This window comes from Bradyrhizobium sp. AC87j1 (assembly GCF_002936975.1).
In the GTDB taxonomy this organism is placed as follows: domain Bacteria; phylum Pseudomonadota; class Alphaproteobacteria; order Rhizobiales; family Xanthobacteraceae; genus Bradyrhizobium; species Bradyrhizobium shewense.
In genome coordinates this window covers 14,783-30,322 of sequence record NZ_PTFE01000092.1, presented here as the reverse complement: position 1 = coordinate 30,322, position 15,540 = coordinate 14,783, and the positions used below count along the sequence as shown (strand labels likewise).

The 15,540-nt window shown below is 64.3% G+C and carries 17 protein-coding genes and 1 tRNA gene; 8 read left to right on the top strand and 10 right to left on the bottom strand.

Translation table 11 applies throughout. From position 1 onward, the window contains the following. Positions 1–149: 149 nt before the first annotated feature. The 5 genes from CV770_RS32805 to rpmH form a co-directional block, all read right to left on the bottom strand. On the bottom strand, positions 150–515 hold the full coding sequence (locus CV770_RS32805; protein ID WP_104465297.1) for a DUF423 domain-containing protein: 366 nt from the start codon (positions 513–515) through the stop codon (positions 150–152). Continuing rightward, positions 515–1,168, bottom strand: a complete 654-nt coding sequence (yihA, locus tag CV770_RS32800) for a ribosome biogenesis GTP-binding protein YihA/YsxC (RefSeq protein ID WP_018321163.1) — start codon at positions 1,166–1,168, stop codon at positions 515–517. The genes CV770_RS32805 and yihA overlap by 1 nt, the downstream gene beginning before the upstream one ends. 158 nt (positions 1,169–1,326) lie before the next feature. Further along, the gene (gene yidC / locus CV770_RS32795) at positions 1,327–3,180 is read right to left on the bottom strand and encodes a membrane protein insertase YidC (protein ID WP_091955486.1); all 1,854 of its coding nucleotides are present in this window, start codon (positions 3,178–3,180) and stop codon (positions 1,327–1,329) included. Between the two features lie 16 nt (positions 3,181–3,196). After that, positions 3,197–3,610 (bottom strand): ribonuclease P protein component, encoded by a 414-nt coding sequence (rnpA, locus tag CV770_RS32790; RefSeq protein WP_104465296.1) that lies wholly within the window; start codon positions 3,608–3,610, stop codon positions 3,197–3,199. 28 nt (positions 3,611–3,638) lie between these two features. Continuing rightward, positions 3,639–3,773, bottom strand: coding sequence for a 50S ribosomal protein L34 (gene rpmH, locus CV770_RS32785; RefSeq protein ID WP_008542748.1), 135 nt, complete (start codon positions 3,771–3,773; stop codon positions 3,639–3,641). 361 nt (positions 3,774–4,134) lie between these two features. Here rpmH and CV770_RS32780 point away from each other — a divergent pair, with 361 nt between their 5' ends. The 4 genes from CV770_RS32780 (at position 4,135) to CV770_RS32765 (ending at position 7,446) form a co-directional block, all read left to right on the top strand. Further along, entirely contained in the window at positions 4,135–5,634 is a 1,500-nt protein-coding gene (locus tag CV770_RS32780) for a sensor histidine kinase (RefSeq protein WP_104465295.1), read from the top strand. A gap of 265 nt (positions 5,635–5,899) precedes the next feature. Continuing rightward, positions 5,900–5,976, top strand: a tRNA-Arg gene (locus tag CV770_RS32775). Positions 5,977–6,060: 84 nt separating this feature from the next. Then, positions 6,061–6,417 (top strand): 6-carboxytetrahydropterin synthase QueD, encoded by a 357-nt coding sequence (gene queD, locus CV770_RS32770; RefSeq protein WP_028140825.1) that lies wholly within the window; start codon positions 6,061–6,063, stop codon positions 6,415–6,417. Between the two features lie 126 nt (positions 6,418–6,543). Further along, positions 6,544–7,446: a hypothetical protein gene (locus tag CV770_RS32765; RefSeq protein WP_104465294.1), complete on the top strand. Its 903-nt coding sequence runs from the start codon at positions 6,544–6,546 to the stop codon at positions 7,444–7,446. A 79-nt stretch (positions 7,447–7,525) separates the two neighbouring features. On the opposite strand, the gene CV770_RS32760 is transcribed toward CV770_RS32765, so the two are convergent. Both CV770_RS32760 and CV770_RS32755 read right to left on the bottom strand, forming a co-directional pair. Beyond that, entirely contained in the window at positions 7,526–7,957 is a 432-nt protein-coding gene (locus tag CV770_RS32760) for a DUF6841 family protein (protein ID WP_104465301.1), read from the bottom strand. Positions 7,958–8,163: 206 nt separating this feature from the next. Next, positions 8,164–8,940: an IclR family transcriptional regulator gene (locus CV770_RS32755; protein ID WP_091955500.1), complete on the bottom strand. Its 777-nt coding sequence runs from the start codon at positions 8,938–8,940 to the stop codon at positions 8,164–8,166. Between the two features lie 193 nt (positions 8,941–9,133). On the opposite strand from CV770_RS32755, the gene CV770_RS32750 reads away from it, so the two are divergent. The 3 genes from CV770_RS32750 to CV770_RS32740 are packed head-to-tail and all read left to right on the top strand — an operon-like array spanning position 9,134 to position 13,073. Then, the gene (locus CV770_RS32750; protein ID WP_091955503.1) at positions 9,134–9,925 is read left to right on the top strand and encodes an enoyl-CoA hydratase/isomerase family protein; all 792 of its coding nucleotides are present in this window, start codon (positions 9,134–9,136) and stop codon (positions 9,923–9,925) included. 3 nt (positions 9,926–9,928) lie between these two features. Continuing rightward, on the top strand, positions 9,929–12,016 hold the full coding sequence (locus CV770_RS32745) for an acetate--CoA ligase family protein (RefSeq protein WP_104465293.1): 2,088 nt from the start codon (positions 9,929–9,931) through the stop codon (positions 12,014–12,016). Between the two features lie 22 nt (positions 12,017–12,038). Beyond that, positions 12,039–13,073: a tripartite tricarboxylate transporter substrate binding protein gene (locus CV770_RS32740; RefSeq protein ID WP_104465300.1), complete on the top strand. Its 1,035-nt coding sequence runs from the start codon at positions 12,039–12,041 to the stop codon at positions 13,071–13,073. A gap of 99 nt (positions 13,074–13,172) precedes the next feature. Here CV770_RS32740 and rnk read toward each other — a convergent pair whose 3' ends face one another. The 3 genes from rnk to CV770_RS32725 form a co-directional block, all read right to left on the bottom strand. Next, the gene (gene rnk / locus CV770_RS32735; protein ID WP_091955510.1) at positions 13,173–13,586 is read right to left on the bottom strand and encodes a nucleoside diphosphate kinase regulator; all 414 of its coding nucleotides are present in this window, start codon (positions 13,584–13,586) and stop codon (positions 13,173–13,175) included. Positions 13,587–13,596: 10 nt separating this feature from the next. After that, positions 13,597–14,061 (bottom strand): GreA/GreB family elongation factor, encoded by a 465-nt coding sequence (locus CV770_RS32730; RefSeq protein ID WP_245323181.1) that lies wholly within the window; start codon positions 14,059–14,061, stop codon positions 13,597–13,599. A gap of 244 nt (positions 14,062–14,305) precedes the next feature. Further along, on the bottom strand, positions 14,306–14,632 hold the full coding sequence (locus CV770_RS32725; RefSeq protein WP_104465292.1) for a hypothetical protein: 327 nt from the start codon (positions 14,630–14,632) through the stop codon (positions 14,306–14,308). A gap of 237 nt (positions 14,633–14,869) precedes the next feature. On the opposite strand from CV770_RS32725, the gene CV770_RS32720 reads away from it, so the two are divergent. Continuing rightward, positions 14,870–15,535 (top strand): class I SAM-dependent methyltransferase, encoded by a 666-nt coding sequence (locus CV770_RS32720; protein WP_165637208.1) that lies wholly within the window; start codon positions 14,870–14,872, stop codon positions 15,533–15,535. The last annotated feature ends 5 nt before the right edge of the window (positions 15,536–15,540 follow it).

Sequence of the window (15,540 nt, the reverse complement as noted above, 5' to 3'; positions counted from 1 at the left end):
GGGTAGGGTGGCGGTCTCTCCGCAATGAGCAGTGCCCGAGTGGAGAGATCACCCCACCCCGGCTCACATTTCGCTACGCTCAATATGAGCCGACCCACGGGCGAGCTACGCTCGTCCCGGACCCCTCCAGGGGAGGGTAAGAAAGAGCGTCACTTCCTCGCCACCACCGCCGCCGCACTCACCGCCAGCCAGCCCAAAATCATCACCGTCCCGCCAGTCGGCGCTGCATATGGAAACAGCGAGTGTCCGGCATATTGCCGCAAGGTGAGGTCGCCCGCGAACAGCACTGCGCCGATCAAGAAGCCGAATGCGCCGATGAGGCCAATTCCGCCGTGCAGAAGGCCGCGCGCGAGCAGGGCGACAGCTGCAAGTATGGCAGTTGCATGAAACAGCAGCATCGCGCTGGCCGAGGCCAGCCGGCTCGCATCGCCGCCATGCGCCGAGGCGGCGGCCAGCGCGACGCCGGCGGCGCCCATCAAACCGGCAAGTCCGATCAGCAGGCGCTGCGCCACCATTACGAAGCCCGCTCTTCCAGGAGTTTCGCCATCGCGGCGCGCAAGCTCTCCATGCCGGTCGAGCTGCGTGACGAGGTCGCGAGCACATTCGGGAACGCGGCCGGATGCTTGGCCAGCGCCGCCTCTGTTTCGGCGATGCGCGATTGCAGCTCGGAGGCCTTCACCTGGTCGGCCTTGGTCAGCACGATCTGGTAGCTGACCGCGGAGCGGTCGAGCGTCTTGAGGACCTCGAGGTCGACCTCCTTGAGGCCATGCCGCGCGTCGATCAGCACGTAAACGCGCGCAAGCGAGGCGCGTCCCAGCAGGAATTTGTGGATCAGCTCGGTCCAGGACGCGACCTGGCTCTTGGGCGCCTTGGCATAGCCGTAGCCGGGCATGTCGACCAGGCGCAGGTCGGTCTTGCCGGGGACCTCGAAGAAGATCAGTTCCTGGGTGCGTCCCGGCGTATGCGAGGTGCGCGCCAGCGCGTTGCGCCCCGTGAGCGCGTTGATCAGGCTCGACTTGCCGACATTGGAGCGCCCGGCAAAGGCGACCTCCAGCCCCGCCATCGGCGGCAGCGTCTGGATCGAGGGCGAGGCCCAGATGAACTGCCAGTCACGCGCGAACAGCTTTCGCCCGGCCTCGATCAGCTTCGCATCTTTGTCGTCGGTCATGCCGTTCATCCGACCACTCTATCCTCTCGTCATGGCCGGGCTTGTCCCGGCCATCCACGCCTATCGGCGCGGCACCCTCCAAAACGTGGATGCCCGGGACGAGCCCGGGCATGACGATGTGGAGGCATTTGCCCGCGTGACCAGGCACTCGCGTGGAGCTACGTCGCCTTCTTCGCGAACGTCGCCTTGAGATTGTCGAATAGCTCCACCTTCACCCCGTTGCGGCGCATGATGTAGCTCTGCTGGATCACCGAGAGCAGGTTGTTCCAGGCCCAGTAGATCACGAGGCCCGCCGGGAAGCCCGCCAGCATGAAGGTGAAGATCAGCGGCATCCAGTTGAAGATGATCTGCTGCGTCGGATCCGGCGGCGTCGGGTTCAGCTTCATCTGGAACCACATCGTGATGCCCATGATGATCGGCCAGATGCCGAGCGCGAGGTAATGGCCGAACACCGGGATCGTGGTCGGATCGAACGGGATCAGCCCGAACAGGTTGAACAGGTTGGTCGGATCCGGCGCCGAGAGGTCCTTGATCCAGCCGTAGAACGGCGCGTGCCGCATCTCGATGGTGACGAACAGCACCTTGTAGAGCGAGAAGAACACCGGGATCTGGATCAGCACGGGCAGACAGCCGGCGACCGGATTGATCTTCTCCTTGCGGTAGATCTCCATCATCTCCTGCTGCTGCTTCACCTTGTCGTCGGGGTAGCGCTCCTTGAGCGCCTGCAGCTGCGGCTGAACCGACTTCATCTTCGCCATCGAGGCGTAGGACTTGTTCGCCAGCGGGAAGAACAGCAGCTTCACGATCACGGTCACGAGCAGGATCGAGATGCCGAAATTGCCGAAGAAGCGGTAGAAGAAGTCGAGGCCGAGGAACATCGGCTTGGTGATGAAGTAGAACCAGCCCCAGTCGATCAAGAGATCGAAATGGTTCAGCCCCAGCTCCTTGTTGTAGCCGCCGAGGCCGGCGAACGGGAACACGCCGACCACGCCGGCTTCCTTGGCGCCGGCGAACAGCCGCGCGTTCGCGGTCGCAGTGCCGCCGATGGCGACGGTGACGGGGTCGAGCAGGTAGTCGGTCTGGTAGGTGTGGACGTTGCCGGATGGGTTCGACGAGAAGCGCGCCTGCAGCTGGGCATTGGTATCCGGCAGCAGCGCCGAGGCCCAGTACTTGTCAGTGATGCCGAGCCAGCCGTTGGTGACCTTGAAGTCCACCTTCTTGCTTTCGTCGATCTTCTTGTAGGCATATTCCTGCAGGCCCTGGTCGCCGAGATAGCCGATCAGGCCTTCATGCAGGATGTAGTAGCCGGAGACCTGCGGCGCACCGTGGCGCGAGATCAGCGCGAACGGATAGAGCGTAACCGGCGCATTGCCGACATTGCTCACCTCGTCCTTGATGGTGAAGAGATAATGGTCGTCGACCGCAATGGTGCGGCGGAAGGTGAGACCATCGCCATTCTCCCATTTCAGCACCACCGGCGTCGTCGGCGTCAGGCTGCCGCTGCCGTCCTGCTGCCAGACGGTCTGGGCATCAGGCATCTTCGCCGTCACGCCCGTCGCCGCCACCCAGCCGAATTCGGCGTAATAGGGCTCCGCGGTGCCCGAGGGCGAATAGAGGATGATCGGCGGCGACTTCGGATCGACCGTTTCGCGGAATTGCACCAGCGCGATGTCGTCGATGCGGCCGCCCTTCAGCGCGATGCTGCCGGCAATCCGCGGCGTGTCGATCTTCACGCGCGGGCTGGCCGCAATCGCGGCCTCGCGCGCCACCACGGGCTGGGCCTGCTGGTTCGCGCCCGGCGTTGCCGGCTGAGCGGCGTTGCCCGGCTGCTGCGGCGTCGCGCCCGGCGTTGCGGAGGCCGACGGCTGCGGCGTGGTCTTCTGGAGCTCGGACTGCGCCTGCTGCTGGGCGCGCTGCTTCTCCATCGCCGGCACATTGTAGAAATACTGCCAGGCGATCAGGACGAGGCCCGACAGAATGACGGCGAGGATGGTATTGCGATTGTCGGTCATCTCTGGGGTCTCGTCATCAATCCGGTTTGCGGCTGGCAGCAGGAGCGGGGCGGGGCCCGGTACGGTCAGTCCTCGGGCTGCGTCCCTTCGCAGGTCCCTTGGCCGTATGCCGCGCCGGCTTCGTGAACGCCATGCGCAGATCGTCGAGCATGGTGGCGAAGTCGCGCGAGAGCGCGCCGTTTCGTCCGACCAGGACATAATCATGATGGGGCTGCATCGACACCGGATCGAGCCGCTTCACCAGTTCGCGAAGCCGGCGCCGGATACGATTGCGCGCGGGGGCGTTGCCGTTCTTTTTGGTAACGGTGAAGCCAATCCGGATCGGGCCGCCGTCATCGCGGGGGCGGCTTTGCAGGACGAACGCGGGACCGTTCACCCGCGCGCCATTGGCAACGGCGAGGAAATCCGCCCGCTGCCTCAGCCGATCCATGATGAAATCCCGGAAAAGGGGGTCCGGCTCAGGCGCTCAGACGCTTGCGGCCGCGAGCGCGGCGGGCGGCGAGAACCTTGCGGCCGCCGGCAGTGGCGAGACGAGCACGGAAGCCGTGACGGCGCTTGCGCACCAGTTTGCTGGGTTGATAAGTCCGCTTCACGGGTTTTTCTCCGCTGACCGGGCAATTTGCCTGTAGAATTGATGGTAAAGTCCGGAAGATGCGGCCCAAAACGAGCCGTTTCCGGCCCCAAGAGAGCCGCTCCCGGTGTCGCACCGGGTCATCGCGGACAATTTGGCCGGCTTATAAGGGAGCGCCTTGTTTTCGTCAACGCCGCACAAGCGCACGATTCCGGTGAATATCGCTGTTTGTGCGGGGTTTTTAACCCTTGAGGTGGCGACTCGCGATATCAGCGCTTACATCCCACCTCGGCAGATTAGCGATCCGTAATTTGACCGGACCCGGGTCGGGCCGCATCTTCATACCAACAATCCTTCATCCGCCAAAGGCGAGGGCGACTTTCGTGGCAACGACAGACCTCCAGCCGATCCAGGATCAGGATCAGCCGGACCCGCCGGCGATGCGCCCCCGTGGGACGCGCGGGCTCGGGCTGTCGGGCAAGCTGCTGCTGCTCACAGTCCCCCTGGTGATGATCGCGGCCGTCCTGCTCTATGTGCCCGCCATTGCCAACTTCTGGGTCAACCGGCTGAACGACCGCGTCGCCGCGGCCAACACGGCGGCACTGGTGCTGGACGCGGCGCCGCTCGGCATGGTTCCCGATTCGCTGTCGCGCCAGATCCTGAAAAGCATCAATGCCCGCGCCGTCGCCATCAAGATGGGCCAGCAGCGCCGATTGCTCGCCAGCGACAATTTGCCGACCGCCATCGAGCATGACATCGACCTGCGCGACATGACGGCCTGGGAGGCGATCACCGGCTCGTTCCGTATGATGCTGGAGACCGGTAACCAGGCCATCCGCATCGTCGGGCCCGGCGTCGGCACCGCCCAGTTCATCGAGATCGTGACCGACGAATTGCCGCTGCGGCAGCAGATGTACCGGTTCTCCCGCAACGTCGTGGTGGTCGCGCTGATCATCGCGGCGCTGACTGCGGGCCTCGTCTACCTGGCGCTTCATTATCTCTTCGTGCGCCCGATGCGGCGGCTGACCGCGAGTCTGGTCGGCTTCCACGAGAACCCCGAAAGCTCGGCGGGGATCATCGTGCCGAGCCAGCGCAGCGACGAGATCGGGGTCGCTGAGCGCGAATTGTCGGACATGCAGCGCGATCTGATGTCGATGCTGCATCAGAAGAGCCGGCTCGCCGCCCTTGGCTTGGCCGTGTCCAAGATCAACCACGATCTGCGCAATCTGCTGGCCTCGGCCCAGCTGCTGTCGGATCAGCTCGCCAGCGTGCCGGATCCGCGGGTGCAGCGCTTTGCGCCAAAACTGGTGCGCTCGCTCGAGCGCGCCATCGCCTTCTGCCAGTCGACGCTCTCTTATGGCCGCGCCCAGGAGGCCGCACCGGATCGTCGCATGATCCTGATCGAGCCTGTGGTGCTGGAGGTGCGCGAGACCGCGGGCCTCGCCAGCGATGCCTCGATCGCCTGGGTCGCCGCGATCGATCGCGGGCTTGCGGTCGATGCCGATCCCGATCAGCTGTTCCGGGTGCTGCTCAACCTCGTCCGCAACGCCGCCCAGGCGCTGGAAAGTCACGCCTCCGGCGAGGGCGGGGTGCAGCAGATCCGGATCACGGGAAAACGCGAGGGTGCGGTCGCAATTCTCGAGGTTTCCGACACCGGCCCCGGTGTCCCCCCAAAGACCCGGGAGCACCTGTTCGAGGCGTTCCAGACCTCCGGCCGCCCCGGCGGCAGCGGCCTTGGCCTCGCCATCGCCGCCGAGCTGGTCCGCGCCCATGGCGGCGACATCCACCTGGTCGAAGGCACCATCGGCGCCACTTTCCGCATCGTCATCCCCGACGGCCCCGTCGAGCTCCTCTCCATCCGCAACGAGCGGCAGAGGGCGTAAGTCGGCCAAAGGCCGAGTTCTTCCGTCATTCCGGGGCGGCGCAAAGCGCCGAACCCGGAATCCAGAGGTTTGAGCGCGAGATTCCGCACTTCTCGCTTCGCAAGCCCCGGAATGACCGGGCGGAGATCGTCATCTCCTTGCAAAATCTCCCCATCCCGGACCTTGCCAATCGGGGCAAGAGCGGTTAGTCAGAGCGCTCTTTCGCACCCCCTCCGGCTTTGCCGGGGGCTGCCTGCGGGCCAAGCCCGCGCTGTTTGCGAAAAACGCGCCCGTAGCTCAGCTGGATAGAGCATCAGACTACGAATCTGAGGGTCGGACGTTCGAATCGTTCCGGGCGCGCCATTCTTCGCCGAAAGGTCAGGACCTAGCAGCATCTGGTCGCCAGACGGGCCCGAGACCGGATGGCGACGCCGTGTGAGGAGCGGAATGAAGATATCGCAGGCGTTCAAGTTCGAGGCGGCGCATCGGCTGCCGAACGTGCCCGAGACCCATCGATGCCGCCGGCTGCACGGTCATTCCTACCGGGTCGAGGTCCAGCTGGACGGGCCGGTCGATCCGCACACCGGCTTCGTCGCGGATTTCTTCGACATCGAAAAATGCTTCGCCGACATCCTGGGCGCGCTGGATCACCACTGCCTGAACGAGGTCAAAGGCCTCGAGAACCCCACCGCCGAGAATATCGCGATCTGGATCTGGGACCGGTTGAAGCCGAGCCTTCGACAGCTGTCGGCGGTCCGGGTCTATGAAACGGCGGACTGCTGGGCCGAATATAACGGGCAGTAGCGATGGCCCTGCGCTGATCCGGCGCGGGCCGCCCTTGGCTCGGTCGGATAGAGCATCAGCTACAATTCCGGAGGGGCGGACGTTCGAATTGTTCCGGGTGCGCCATTTCGGTAGTAAGTACGTCCCATGCGTACCATCGATCGTCTGTTCTCCTGCCTCGTTCTGTTCCTTGCAATCGCAGCCGTCCCGGTGCTTCCCGCGCGCGCGGCCGAGACCTGCCCGTTCATCAGCGCCAAGGAGCTCGCCGGCGCGATGCCGGCACTCAAATGGTCGCTGATCTCAAATCAGGACGGCCGCGGCTGCATCTACCAGGCCGGGCGCGGCGACACGATGATGCTCTCCGTGTTCCGCAATCCCGACAAGGACCGCGCCAGGGAATTGTACGCGACCTTCGTCAAGACGCTTGGCGAGCGTATGCCGCTTAACGCAGTCGCGGGGATCGGCGACGAAGGCCAGGGCGGAACGAGCGCGGCCGGCGCGGAGCGCCAGGAAGCCTCGGTCGTCGCCTTGTCAGGCGATTACATTCTGCAGATCACCGTCTATCCGATCGGCCGGCGCGCCGACGACGCGCTGCTCGGGCCGGTCACCGAGGCCGCGCGCGTGGCCATAGGCAACGTGAACAGGAGCAGCGAACGGTTCGGCAATTGCGAGTGGCTGACCGCCGCCGATGCCGACGGCTTTCTCGACGCGAGCACGCTGACGGTGCAGCGGACCGGCGCGGGCAGCTGCATGATGTTCGATCGCGAGGCCAACACCATGACTGTCGCGGTGATCGCGACCTCGCGCGACACCGCCATCGGCATGATGAAACGCGCGGGTCCCTGCAAGCACGTGGCGATACAAGAGCTCGGCGGTGAAGCGTTCGGCGAGCATTCCTGTACCAAGGGCAACGGCAACGCCGTCATCATCTATGTCTGGAAGAACGGCAGGCAGGCTTCGATCCTGTTCGCCCCGGTCAAGCCGCATCCGGAGTCGGGCTCGGTCGAGCGCCTGAAGACGGTCGCGGGGCGGGTCTATGGAAAGTTGTAACGGCGGCGTGCGACATTGCCGGCGAGAGATGCGCCTTTGGCTCACCGTCCGAAATTAGCCCGTAGGACACTGGCCAGCATCAAATGACGCCGCGCTCCCTCAGGAGGGTCTGCTCGTCCCCCGACACCCATCCGAAGACCTTGGGCTCTGCGCCCAAATGCTGGACGAGGTAGTGGACCTCGAAATCAATCACGACGTCGGATTGGTTCTTGCGGACATACGTCGCTCTCCAGGAGACGTGGGCGACGCAATGGTGTTCGTCCACTGGCGCGATGCGGAGCCCCCGCATCTCCATCGCCTTTGTTCCGATAGCGCGGTAGTGGGCATAGCCCTTAGCAAGGACCTGCTTGAGATGCTCGTCGTTCTTCCCAGTCATCACGCCGGCGGGTGTGGCCGCGATGAACTCCGAGGCGTAGAGCGCGGCGACTTCATCCATGTCGACGTCGCCGCGCAGAGACGCCTTGGAGATATTCTCATATCGCTCGAACAGCTTCCTGACGTTCGTCTCCATCGTCTTCATAATCGCCTCCAACGCGTGTCGGGATCGGAAATTCCGCTGACGTCACTTTCGCAGGACCAGCTCGCCGGTGCGCGGGTTCGTCAAGGTCACGTTTTCGAGCGCCTTGAAGCTCAACGCATCTTGAAACGGAAGGTTGCCGCGAGCGCAAGCCAAGGGGCGCGTAGGGCCAGTCGGTAGCGAAGCGGCGGCGACCGGCTTCACTGGCCCGCCAGCACCTCCTTGCACTTTGCCGCGAACGCGTTGAGGTACGCGCCGATCTCGCCGGCCAGCGCCTCGGATCGATCGACATTCTGCAGGCTCATGTTGAGCGCGTAGACCGGCAGACCGCCCAGCACGATGGGCGTTGCAACGGCGAGAACGCCGGGTTGCCATGACACCGCGCAATAGCCGTTGCGTTCGACCGAGCGTATCGATGTCCTGACGTCCGCCAGTAGCGCCTTGGTGGCCGCAGCGCTGCGCCGCTTGAACAGTTTCAGCAATCGCTCGCGCTCGGCCTCGGCAATGCCGGCCAGATAAGCGCGACCCAGCGACGTCAACTCCATCGGGACCTGCTGGCCGGCGACGACGTTGCGCAGGGCCGCGCGTGGGCTGTAACGGATCGACTCCAGATAAACCATCATGGTTCGATCCGCGGTCGCGAGCCCGACGTTGAGCCGGCGCTTGGCCGATTCTGCCCGCATCATCGCTCCGATCGCGTTGAGCACCGGTGATCCCGTCCGCATGGCGTGACCGATACTGATGACGGACGCGGCAAGCCGGTAGGCCCGCATCGCGCGGACTTCGTCGAGCATCCCGGAATTGACCAGCGTTCGCGTCAGCCGGCTGACCGTCGATCGCGGCAATCCTGTTCGCTCCGCGATCTCGCCGTTGCCCAGCGTGTCGACGCCGGGCCGGAACGCCCGGAGGATTTCGATGCCCCGTTCGAGCGAGCGATTGCCGTCAACCCCGCCCGCATATCTGCGCGCCTGCGCCACATCAGCCTCCGCCCAGCGTTTCCACTAAGTGGAATTAGGGGGATGTTCAGGCGGACGCAAGCCGCTATCAGCACAGGGAAGAAGAACACCCGGCCGTGCTGGGGCCCAACGAGGAACCGGCACGGCCGAAATCGGCATTCGTCATCCGCAATGCGTCACGGTGATCGATCCGACTCGAACCAAGGAGTTTGCCATGTCCTATCAGCTCATCGAATTTTCCGTCGAGGCCGGTGTCGCGACGATTGCATTCAACCGGCCGGACCGGCGCAACGCCATGAGCGACGACATGCGCTCGGAGTTCGTCGCTGCGCTCGAAATCGTGGCTCGCGACAAAGCGATCAAGGCTCTGGTGCTGACGGGGCGCGGCAGCGCGTTTTGTGCCGGCGGCGACATCAGCGGAATGAAGCGCCGGCTCGCGGCGCCGCAGGGCGAAGTTGCATTCAACGGATGGAGCCGTCAGCAGGGCGTGCATCACGTGCAGTCGTTCCTGCTCGGGCTGCCGAAGCCGACGATCGCCGCCGTCAACGGCGCCGCGGCGGGCCTCGGTGCGGACACCGCGCTGGCCTGCGACTTCGTCATGGGCACGGAGCGATCGAAGTTCACCTGGTCCTACATCAAGCGCGGTTTGATCCCCGACGGCGGCGGCCTGTATTTCCTGCCGCGCCGGGTCGGGCTTCCCAAAGCAAAGGAGCTTATCTTCACCGGGCGCGTCGTCGAAGCCGACGAAGCGCTCGCGCTCGGCATCGTCGATCGCAAGGTGGCCTCGAGCGAGCTCCTGTCGGCCGCGCAGGCCTGGGCGGCCGAACTGGCTCAGGGCTCTCCCACCGCGCTGGCGCTGGGCAAGAAGATCCTGAACGAGGCGTTCGAGCATTCCGCCAATGACATCTTCAGTCTCGGCAGCCAGGCGCAGGCCATCTGCTACACCAGCGCAGAGCATCGGGATGCCGTGACCGCGTTCCTTGCGCAATCCGCGTCGAAGGATTGAGCCATGGATGCGATCGAACGCCTGATCCGGCCTCGTAGCGTCGCCGTCATCGGTGCATCGGCGGACCCGAGCAAGACGTCGGGGCGGCCGGTGTCCTATCTCCAGAAGCATGGCTTTGCGGGTGCGATCTATCCCGTCAATCCGAAGGTCGAAAACATCGGCGGTCTGACCTGCTACCCCGACATCGCCTCGCTGCCTGATGTGCCTGACGTTGGCCTTGTCCTGCTCGGCGCGGAACGCGCGCACGTCGCGGTGCGCGAATTGTCCGAGCGGGGGGCTGCCGCCGCGATCGTTCTCGCCAGCGGTTTCACCGAGACCGGGGCGGAAGGCGCCGAGCGTCAGAAGCAGCTCATGCAAGCCGCCGGCTCCATGCGGATCCTCGGGCCGAACACGATCGGCCTCGTCAATCTCACCGACAATATCGTGCTGTCGGCGTCGGGCGCGCTGGCGATGGATGACTTCCCGGCGGGGTCCGTCGGATTGGTCTCGCAAAGCGGGGGCATTCTCGGATCCCTGCTGTCGCGCGCCGCGGCGCGCGGGGTCGGTCTGTCGAAGCTGGTGTCGACCAGCAACGAGGCCGATCTCGAACTCGCTGATTTCATCGACTTTCTCGCCGGCGACAGCGCAACCAGGGTCATTGCGCTCTATGTCGAGGCGATCCGCAATCCGGCTCGCTTTCGCGAGTCGGTTCTGAAAGCGCGACGCGCCGGCAAGCCAATTGTCGCCTTCAAGATCGGTCGATCGGAGGCGGGTGCACAGGCGGCGGTCTCGCACACCGGTGCGCTGGCCGGTTCCGATCGCATGTACGACGCCTTGTTCAGGCAACTCGGCGTGATCCGCGCAAAAACGTTCGAAGACCTGCTCGACATTCCCGCAATCCTTGCCGCGGGACGGAAGCTCTCCGGCCGGCGGGTTGCGATCCTCACCTCGACCGGCGGCGCCGGCACGATCGTATCAGACAGTCTCGGCGTCGCCGGCTTTGCAACGCCCGCCCCCGACACTGAGACGGCCGCGCAGTTGCGCCGCCTCCAGTCGGGACCGCAGGCCCCTCTCGATCGCAATCCGATCGACGTGACCCTGGCCGGCTTGCAGCCCGATCTGCTGCGCGCCGCCATCCGCATCCTGCTCGGAAGTCCCTCCTACGATGCGCTGGTCGTGATTGCCGGCTCGTCGGCCGTGGGATCGCCGGGCCTGATGGCCGATGCCATCCACGACTGCCTACCGCTCAGCGACAAGCCCGTCATTGCCTATGTGAGCCCCTACGCGCCCGAGGTGGTTTCCGTCCTCACCCGGCGAGGCGTCCCGGCCTACACGTCCGCCGAAAGCTGCGCCGCGGCGCTCGATGGGCTCTTGCGCGCCGTAAAGCCGGAGCAGGTCCAGACACCCACCTCGCCCCTGACGGCGGCCGATGTCAGCGACTTCCCGGCGGGATCGCTGGATGAGGCTCAAGCCAAGGCGTTGTTCGCCCGCTTTGGTATTCCTGTCGCTGTAGAGAAAGTGGTCGCAACGGCGCGCGAAGCCGAACAGGCGGCGCGCGATCTCGGCGGCCGGGTCGTGCTCAAGATTCTCTCCCGCGAGATCGCGCACAAGAGCGACGTCGGCGGCGTCGCGGTCAACCTGACCGCCGAGACGATCGGCAGCCGCCTGATGAAGATGGCCGACGAGGTCGAGGCCAGAGTTGGGACGCGACCCGGCCGGTTCCTGGTCCAGGAGATGGTTTCAGGTGGCGTCGAAATCATTCTCGGAATGCATCGCGATCCCCTGGGAACGGCCATCCTCCTTGGCATGGGCGGCGTCACCGCCGAATTGTTCAAGGACACGACGATGCGCCTGCTGCCACCGGATGGCGGCCTCAGTCATGCCGAGGCCCTCGCGATGGCGCGCGATCTCGTCACATGGCCGTTGCTGGACGGTTTTCGGGGCCGGCCGAAATGCGATGTCGAAGCGCTCGCAGAAGCGATCGTCGCTTTCTCGCGCATGGTCGCGCAACTCGGTGATCACCTCGTCGAGGCTGAAATCAACCCGGTTTTCGTGCTGCCGGCGGGCCAGGGTGTGAAGGCGGCCGACGGGTTGGTTGTTCTTGATGTCTGAACAAAATCGGATGGAGTTCCAGATGGCCAGTGGCGGAATCATCAATCAAGACGGCGCGCGCAGGAACGGCTTCGCCGTGCGGCGCTGGCTGAACCTCGCCTTCCTCGCTTGTGCCGTCGTGCCGGCGGTTGCCGGGCTCGGTTTGACGCCGGCGCGCGCCGAATTTCCCGACAAGATCATCAAGATCGTGGTGCCCTTCGCAGCCGGCGGCGGGACCGACATCATCGCGCGAACGACGGCGCAGGAAATCCAGACGGATCTCGGCAAGTCCGTCATCATCGAGAACAAGCCGGGCGCCGGGACCATCATCGGGACCCAGACGGTGGCGACGAGCGAGCCCGACGGCTATTCGCTGCTGATGGCGACCTTCGCGCACGCGGTCAATCCGAGCCTGTACAAAAAGCTGCCGTTCGATCCGCACAAGGATTTCGCGGCGGTCTCGCTGATCGCGCGATCCTTCAACATCGTCGTCGTCAATCCGGCCTCCAAGATCAACTCGATCTCCGATTTGATCGCAGAAGCCAAGGCCAATCCCGGCAAGCTTAATTTCGGGACGTTCGGCACCGGCACCTCGGCCCATCTCGCGGGCGAGCTGTTCAATGCGATGGCGAAGGTCAAGATGACCGCGGTGCCCTACAAGGGCGCCGCGCCTGCGATCAGCGATCTCTTAGGCGGCCAGATCGACGTGATGTTCACCACCGTGGCGAGCGCGGCCTCGCTGGTGGCTGCGGGCCAGCTCCGGGCGCTGGCTGTCACGTCCGCCGAACGTTCAGCGGCGTTTCCGCAATTGCCTGCTGTCGCCGAGGCCGGAGTGCCCGGCTACGCCGCCGAATCCTGGTACGGATTGTACGCTCCGGCCAAGACGCCCGCTCCGGTGATTGCGCGTCTCAATCAGGCGATCGCAAAGGCGGTTCAGTCCGGCGCTTTCCAGAAGCTGGAAGCCAACGAAGGCCTCATCATGGTCGGCGGCGCTCCGGAACAGCTCGATCGCTATGTCGGGCAGGAGGAGGAGCGATGGCGCAAGCTGGTCAAGGATGCCAACATCGAGGTGCAATAGGACAGCAGGAGGGCGCCTGCGCATTGCGAAACATTGCGCAAGCACGCTCCGCTTCTATCTGGCCTCGCTAGAGTGTTCCGCTCAGTCGGAATACAGCCCTCATTCGGAAACGGCGAGAACGGTCAGCCCCCTGGTGCGCTTGTCGGGCGTCTCGAACTCGATCCGCTGCCCCTCCGAGAGGCCGATCAGGGCCGCTCCAACAGGCGTCAGGATCGAGATCCGGTTGAGCTCGATATTCGCCTCGTGCGGATAGACCAGCACGATCTCCCGGCTCGCACCGGTCCCGTCATCGCGATAGGTCACTTTGGAGCCCATTCTGACCACGCCGCGCAGATCGTTCTCTGCGGCGACCGACGCGCGCTCCAGCTCGCGCGCCAGAAACTGGGCGACGCGGGGAAACAGATCCATGGTGGAATTCGCCAGCGAGCTGAGACGCCGCGATTCGTCTTCCGTGATCTTGATCGGCGGCAACGCCGGCTGGTCTCGCCGAATCTCGGTTTCAAAGTTGTGCATTTGATGTCTCCTATGCTGCAGTTGGTCCGGGATCGTCATCGAGCGGCTTGCTGCGCCGATGAGCCCGGAAGAGCGGGACGACGTTGGGGCTTGATTGGGTGACGTTCTGAACCCTGACGACGTTCAGGCAGCCGGCGAGGATGTATGGCATTTGGTCGCCGACCCGCAGGCCGATCAACGCCGCCCCCAAAGGTGTCAGGACCGAAATGCGGGCGGGATCCGACCCACACTCCTCCGGCCAGACCAATTGCACGATGCGACGCGGAACGCCCCAATTCGTGCAATAGGTGACCCATGATCCCACGGTCACCCGCGAACGGAGATCGTCCCAATCGTTCGGCACGATGTCGGCGCGGTTGATCTCACTGATGAGGAATATCCCGTCCAAATCGCCTTTTTGGGCGGCAAGGCGGGCAAGTCGTTCGAGTCGCGGATAGTCCGATGCGGTGAGCGCGATTTTTGGAAGAGGCAGCACGGCACACTCCTTCTGCTTCAAGACGACCTCTCAGGGCGAGGTCACGAAAGCTGGAAAAGAGCCCGGACGGCGCAAGCACCGTCCGGCTAACCGCCTGCTTGGAGGCGGCCGGCGTGAAGACCAAAGCGCGCGGTGCGCGCATCTATGTCGACGACATATGCCATGACATCCTGACTATAGTGATTCATTTCACGGCGACCATTGCGGCGAAACCGCACAGTCGCGAGCGATCGAATCGTTGCTTTCACCGCAGCCCTTGTTCGTCGATCAGGATGCGGTGGATCTCGATGCGCTCCGGCAGCTCGATCAGGAATTCCGCGTCGCGCGCGAGATGATGGACCTTGGTCGGCTCGCCCTTGGTGAAGGCCGTCATGGCCGCGATGTCCGTCCAATAGGAGATGGTCGTGAACCACGTCTCCTCGTCGCGGTCCTCGCGCAATTGCTGCACACCGAGCGCGGTCCCTAGCAGCGGCGGAATGCCCTCGGCCTGCAGATAGGCTTGGTAGGCATCGGCGAGATCGCGGCGGCTGCGACCGCGCCAGATGCGAGCGATGGTCGGCTTGGTCGGCATGGCGGACTCCCTTCCAGGCGAAACGCCGTGCTTCGCGGTCTCGTTCCATGCGCCTCGCTGTCGCTGCCGGCGGCGGAACCTGTGCCGGCTGCTGACGGTCCCGTCTCGGAATTCCCCATCATTGATCTGAAGCAATGATGATCCCGACGACCAATGCTAGAACGACTCGCAAGTCGCGACTCAGGGCTTCCCAGCCGGTCGCGACAATCGCAGCGCGTGTTGGAATCTGAGGGCTCAATGGGACGACTACTGAATATCGTGACGCCGCTGCATACGGCGACCAAGCGCGACTACATGGGCCGCATGAACGACGACAAGATCGGCTGCTCGCTGAAAGCGCGGGAATACGAGGCCGATTATTGGGATGGCGACCGCCGCTTCGGCTATGGCGGTTACCGCTTCATCGAGGGGCGCTGGGCGCCGGTCGCCAAGGCGCTGATCGAGACCTATGGCCTGAAGAATGGCTCCAGCGTGCTCGACGTCGGCTGCGGCAAGGGCTTTCTGCTGTACGAGATGCAAAAGATCCTGCCGGGCTTGAAGGTCGTCGGCTTCGATATCTCCAAGCACGGCCTCGAAAATTCGCACGAGCAGGTGAAGCCCTACCTCTTCAACTATCGCGCCCAGGACATCTATCCCTATGGCGATGACAGTTTCGATCTCGTCATCTCGCTCGGCACCTTGCACAATCTCCGGCTGTATGAGCTCGAGGCGGCGCTCAAGGAGGTCGAGCGGGTCGGCAAGAACAAATACGTCATGGTCGAGGCCTACCGGAACGTCGCCGAATTGCACAACCTCGAGTGCTGGGCGCTGACGGCGGAGTCCATCCTGCACACGTCCGAATGGGTCTGGCTCTACGGCAAGCTCGGTTACACCGGCGATTACGAATTCATCTATTTCGAGTGATCGAG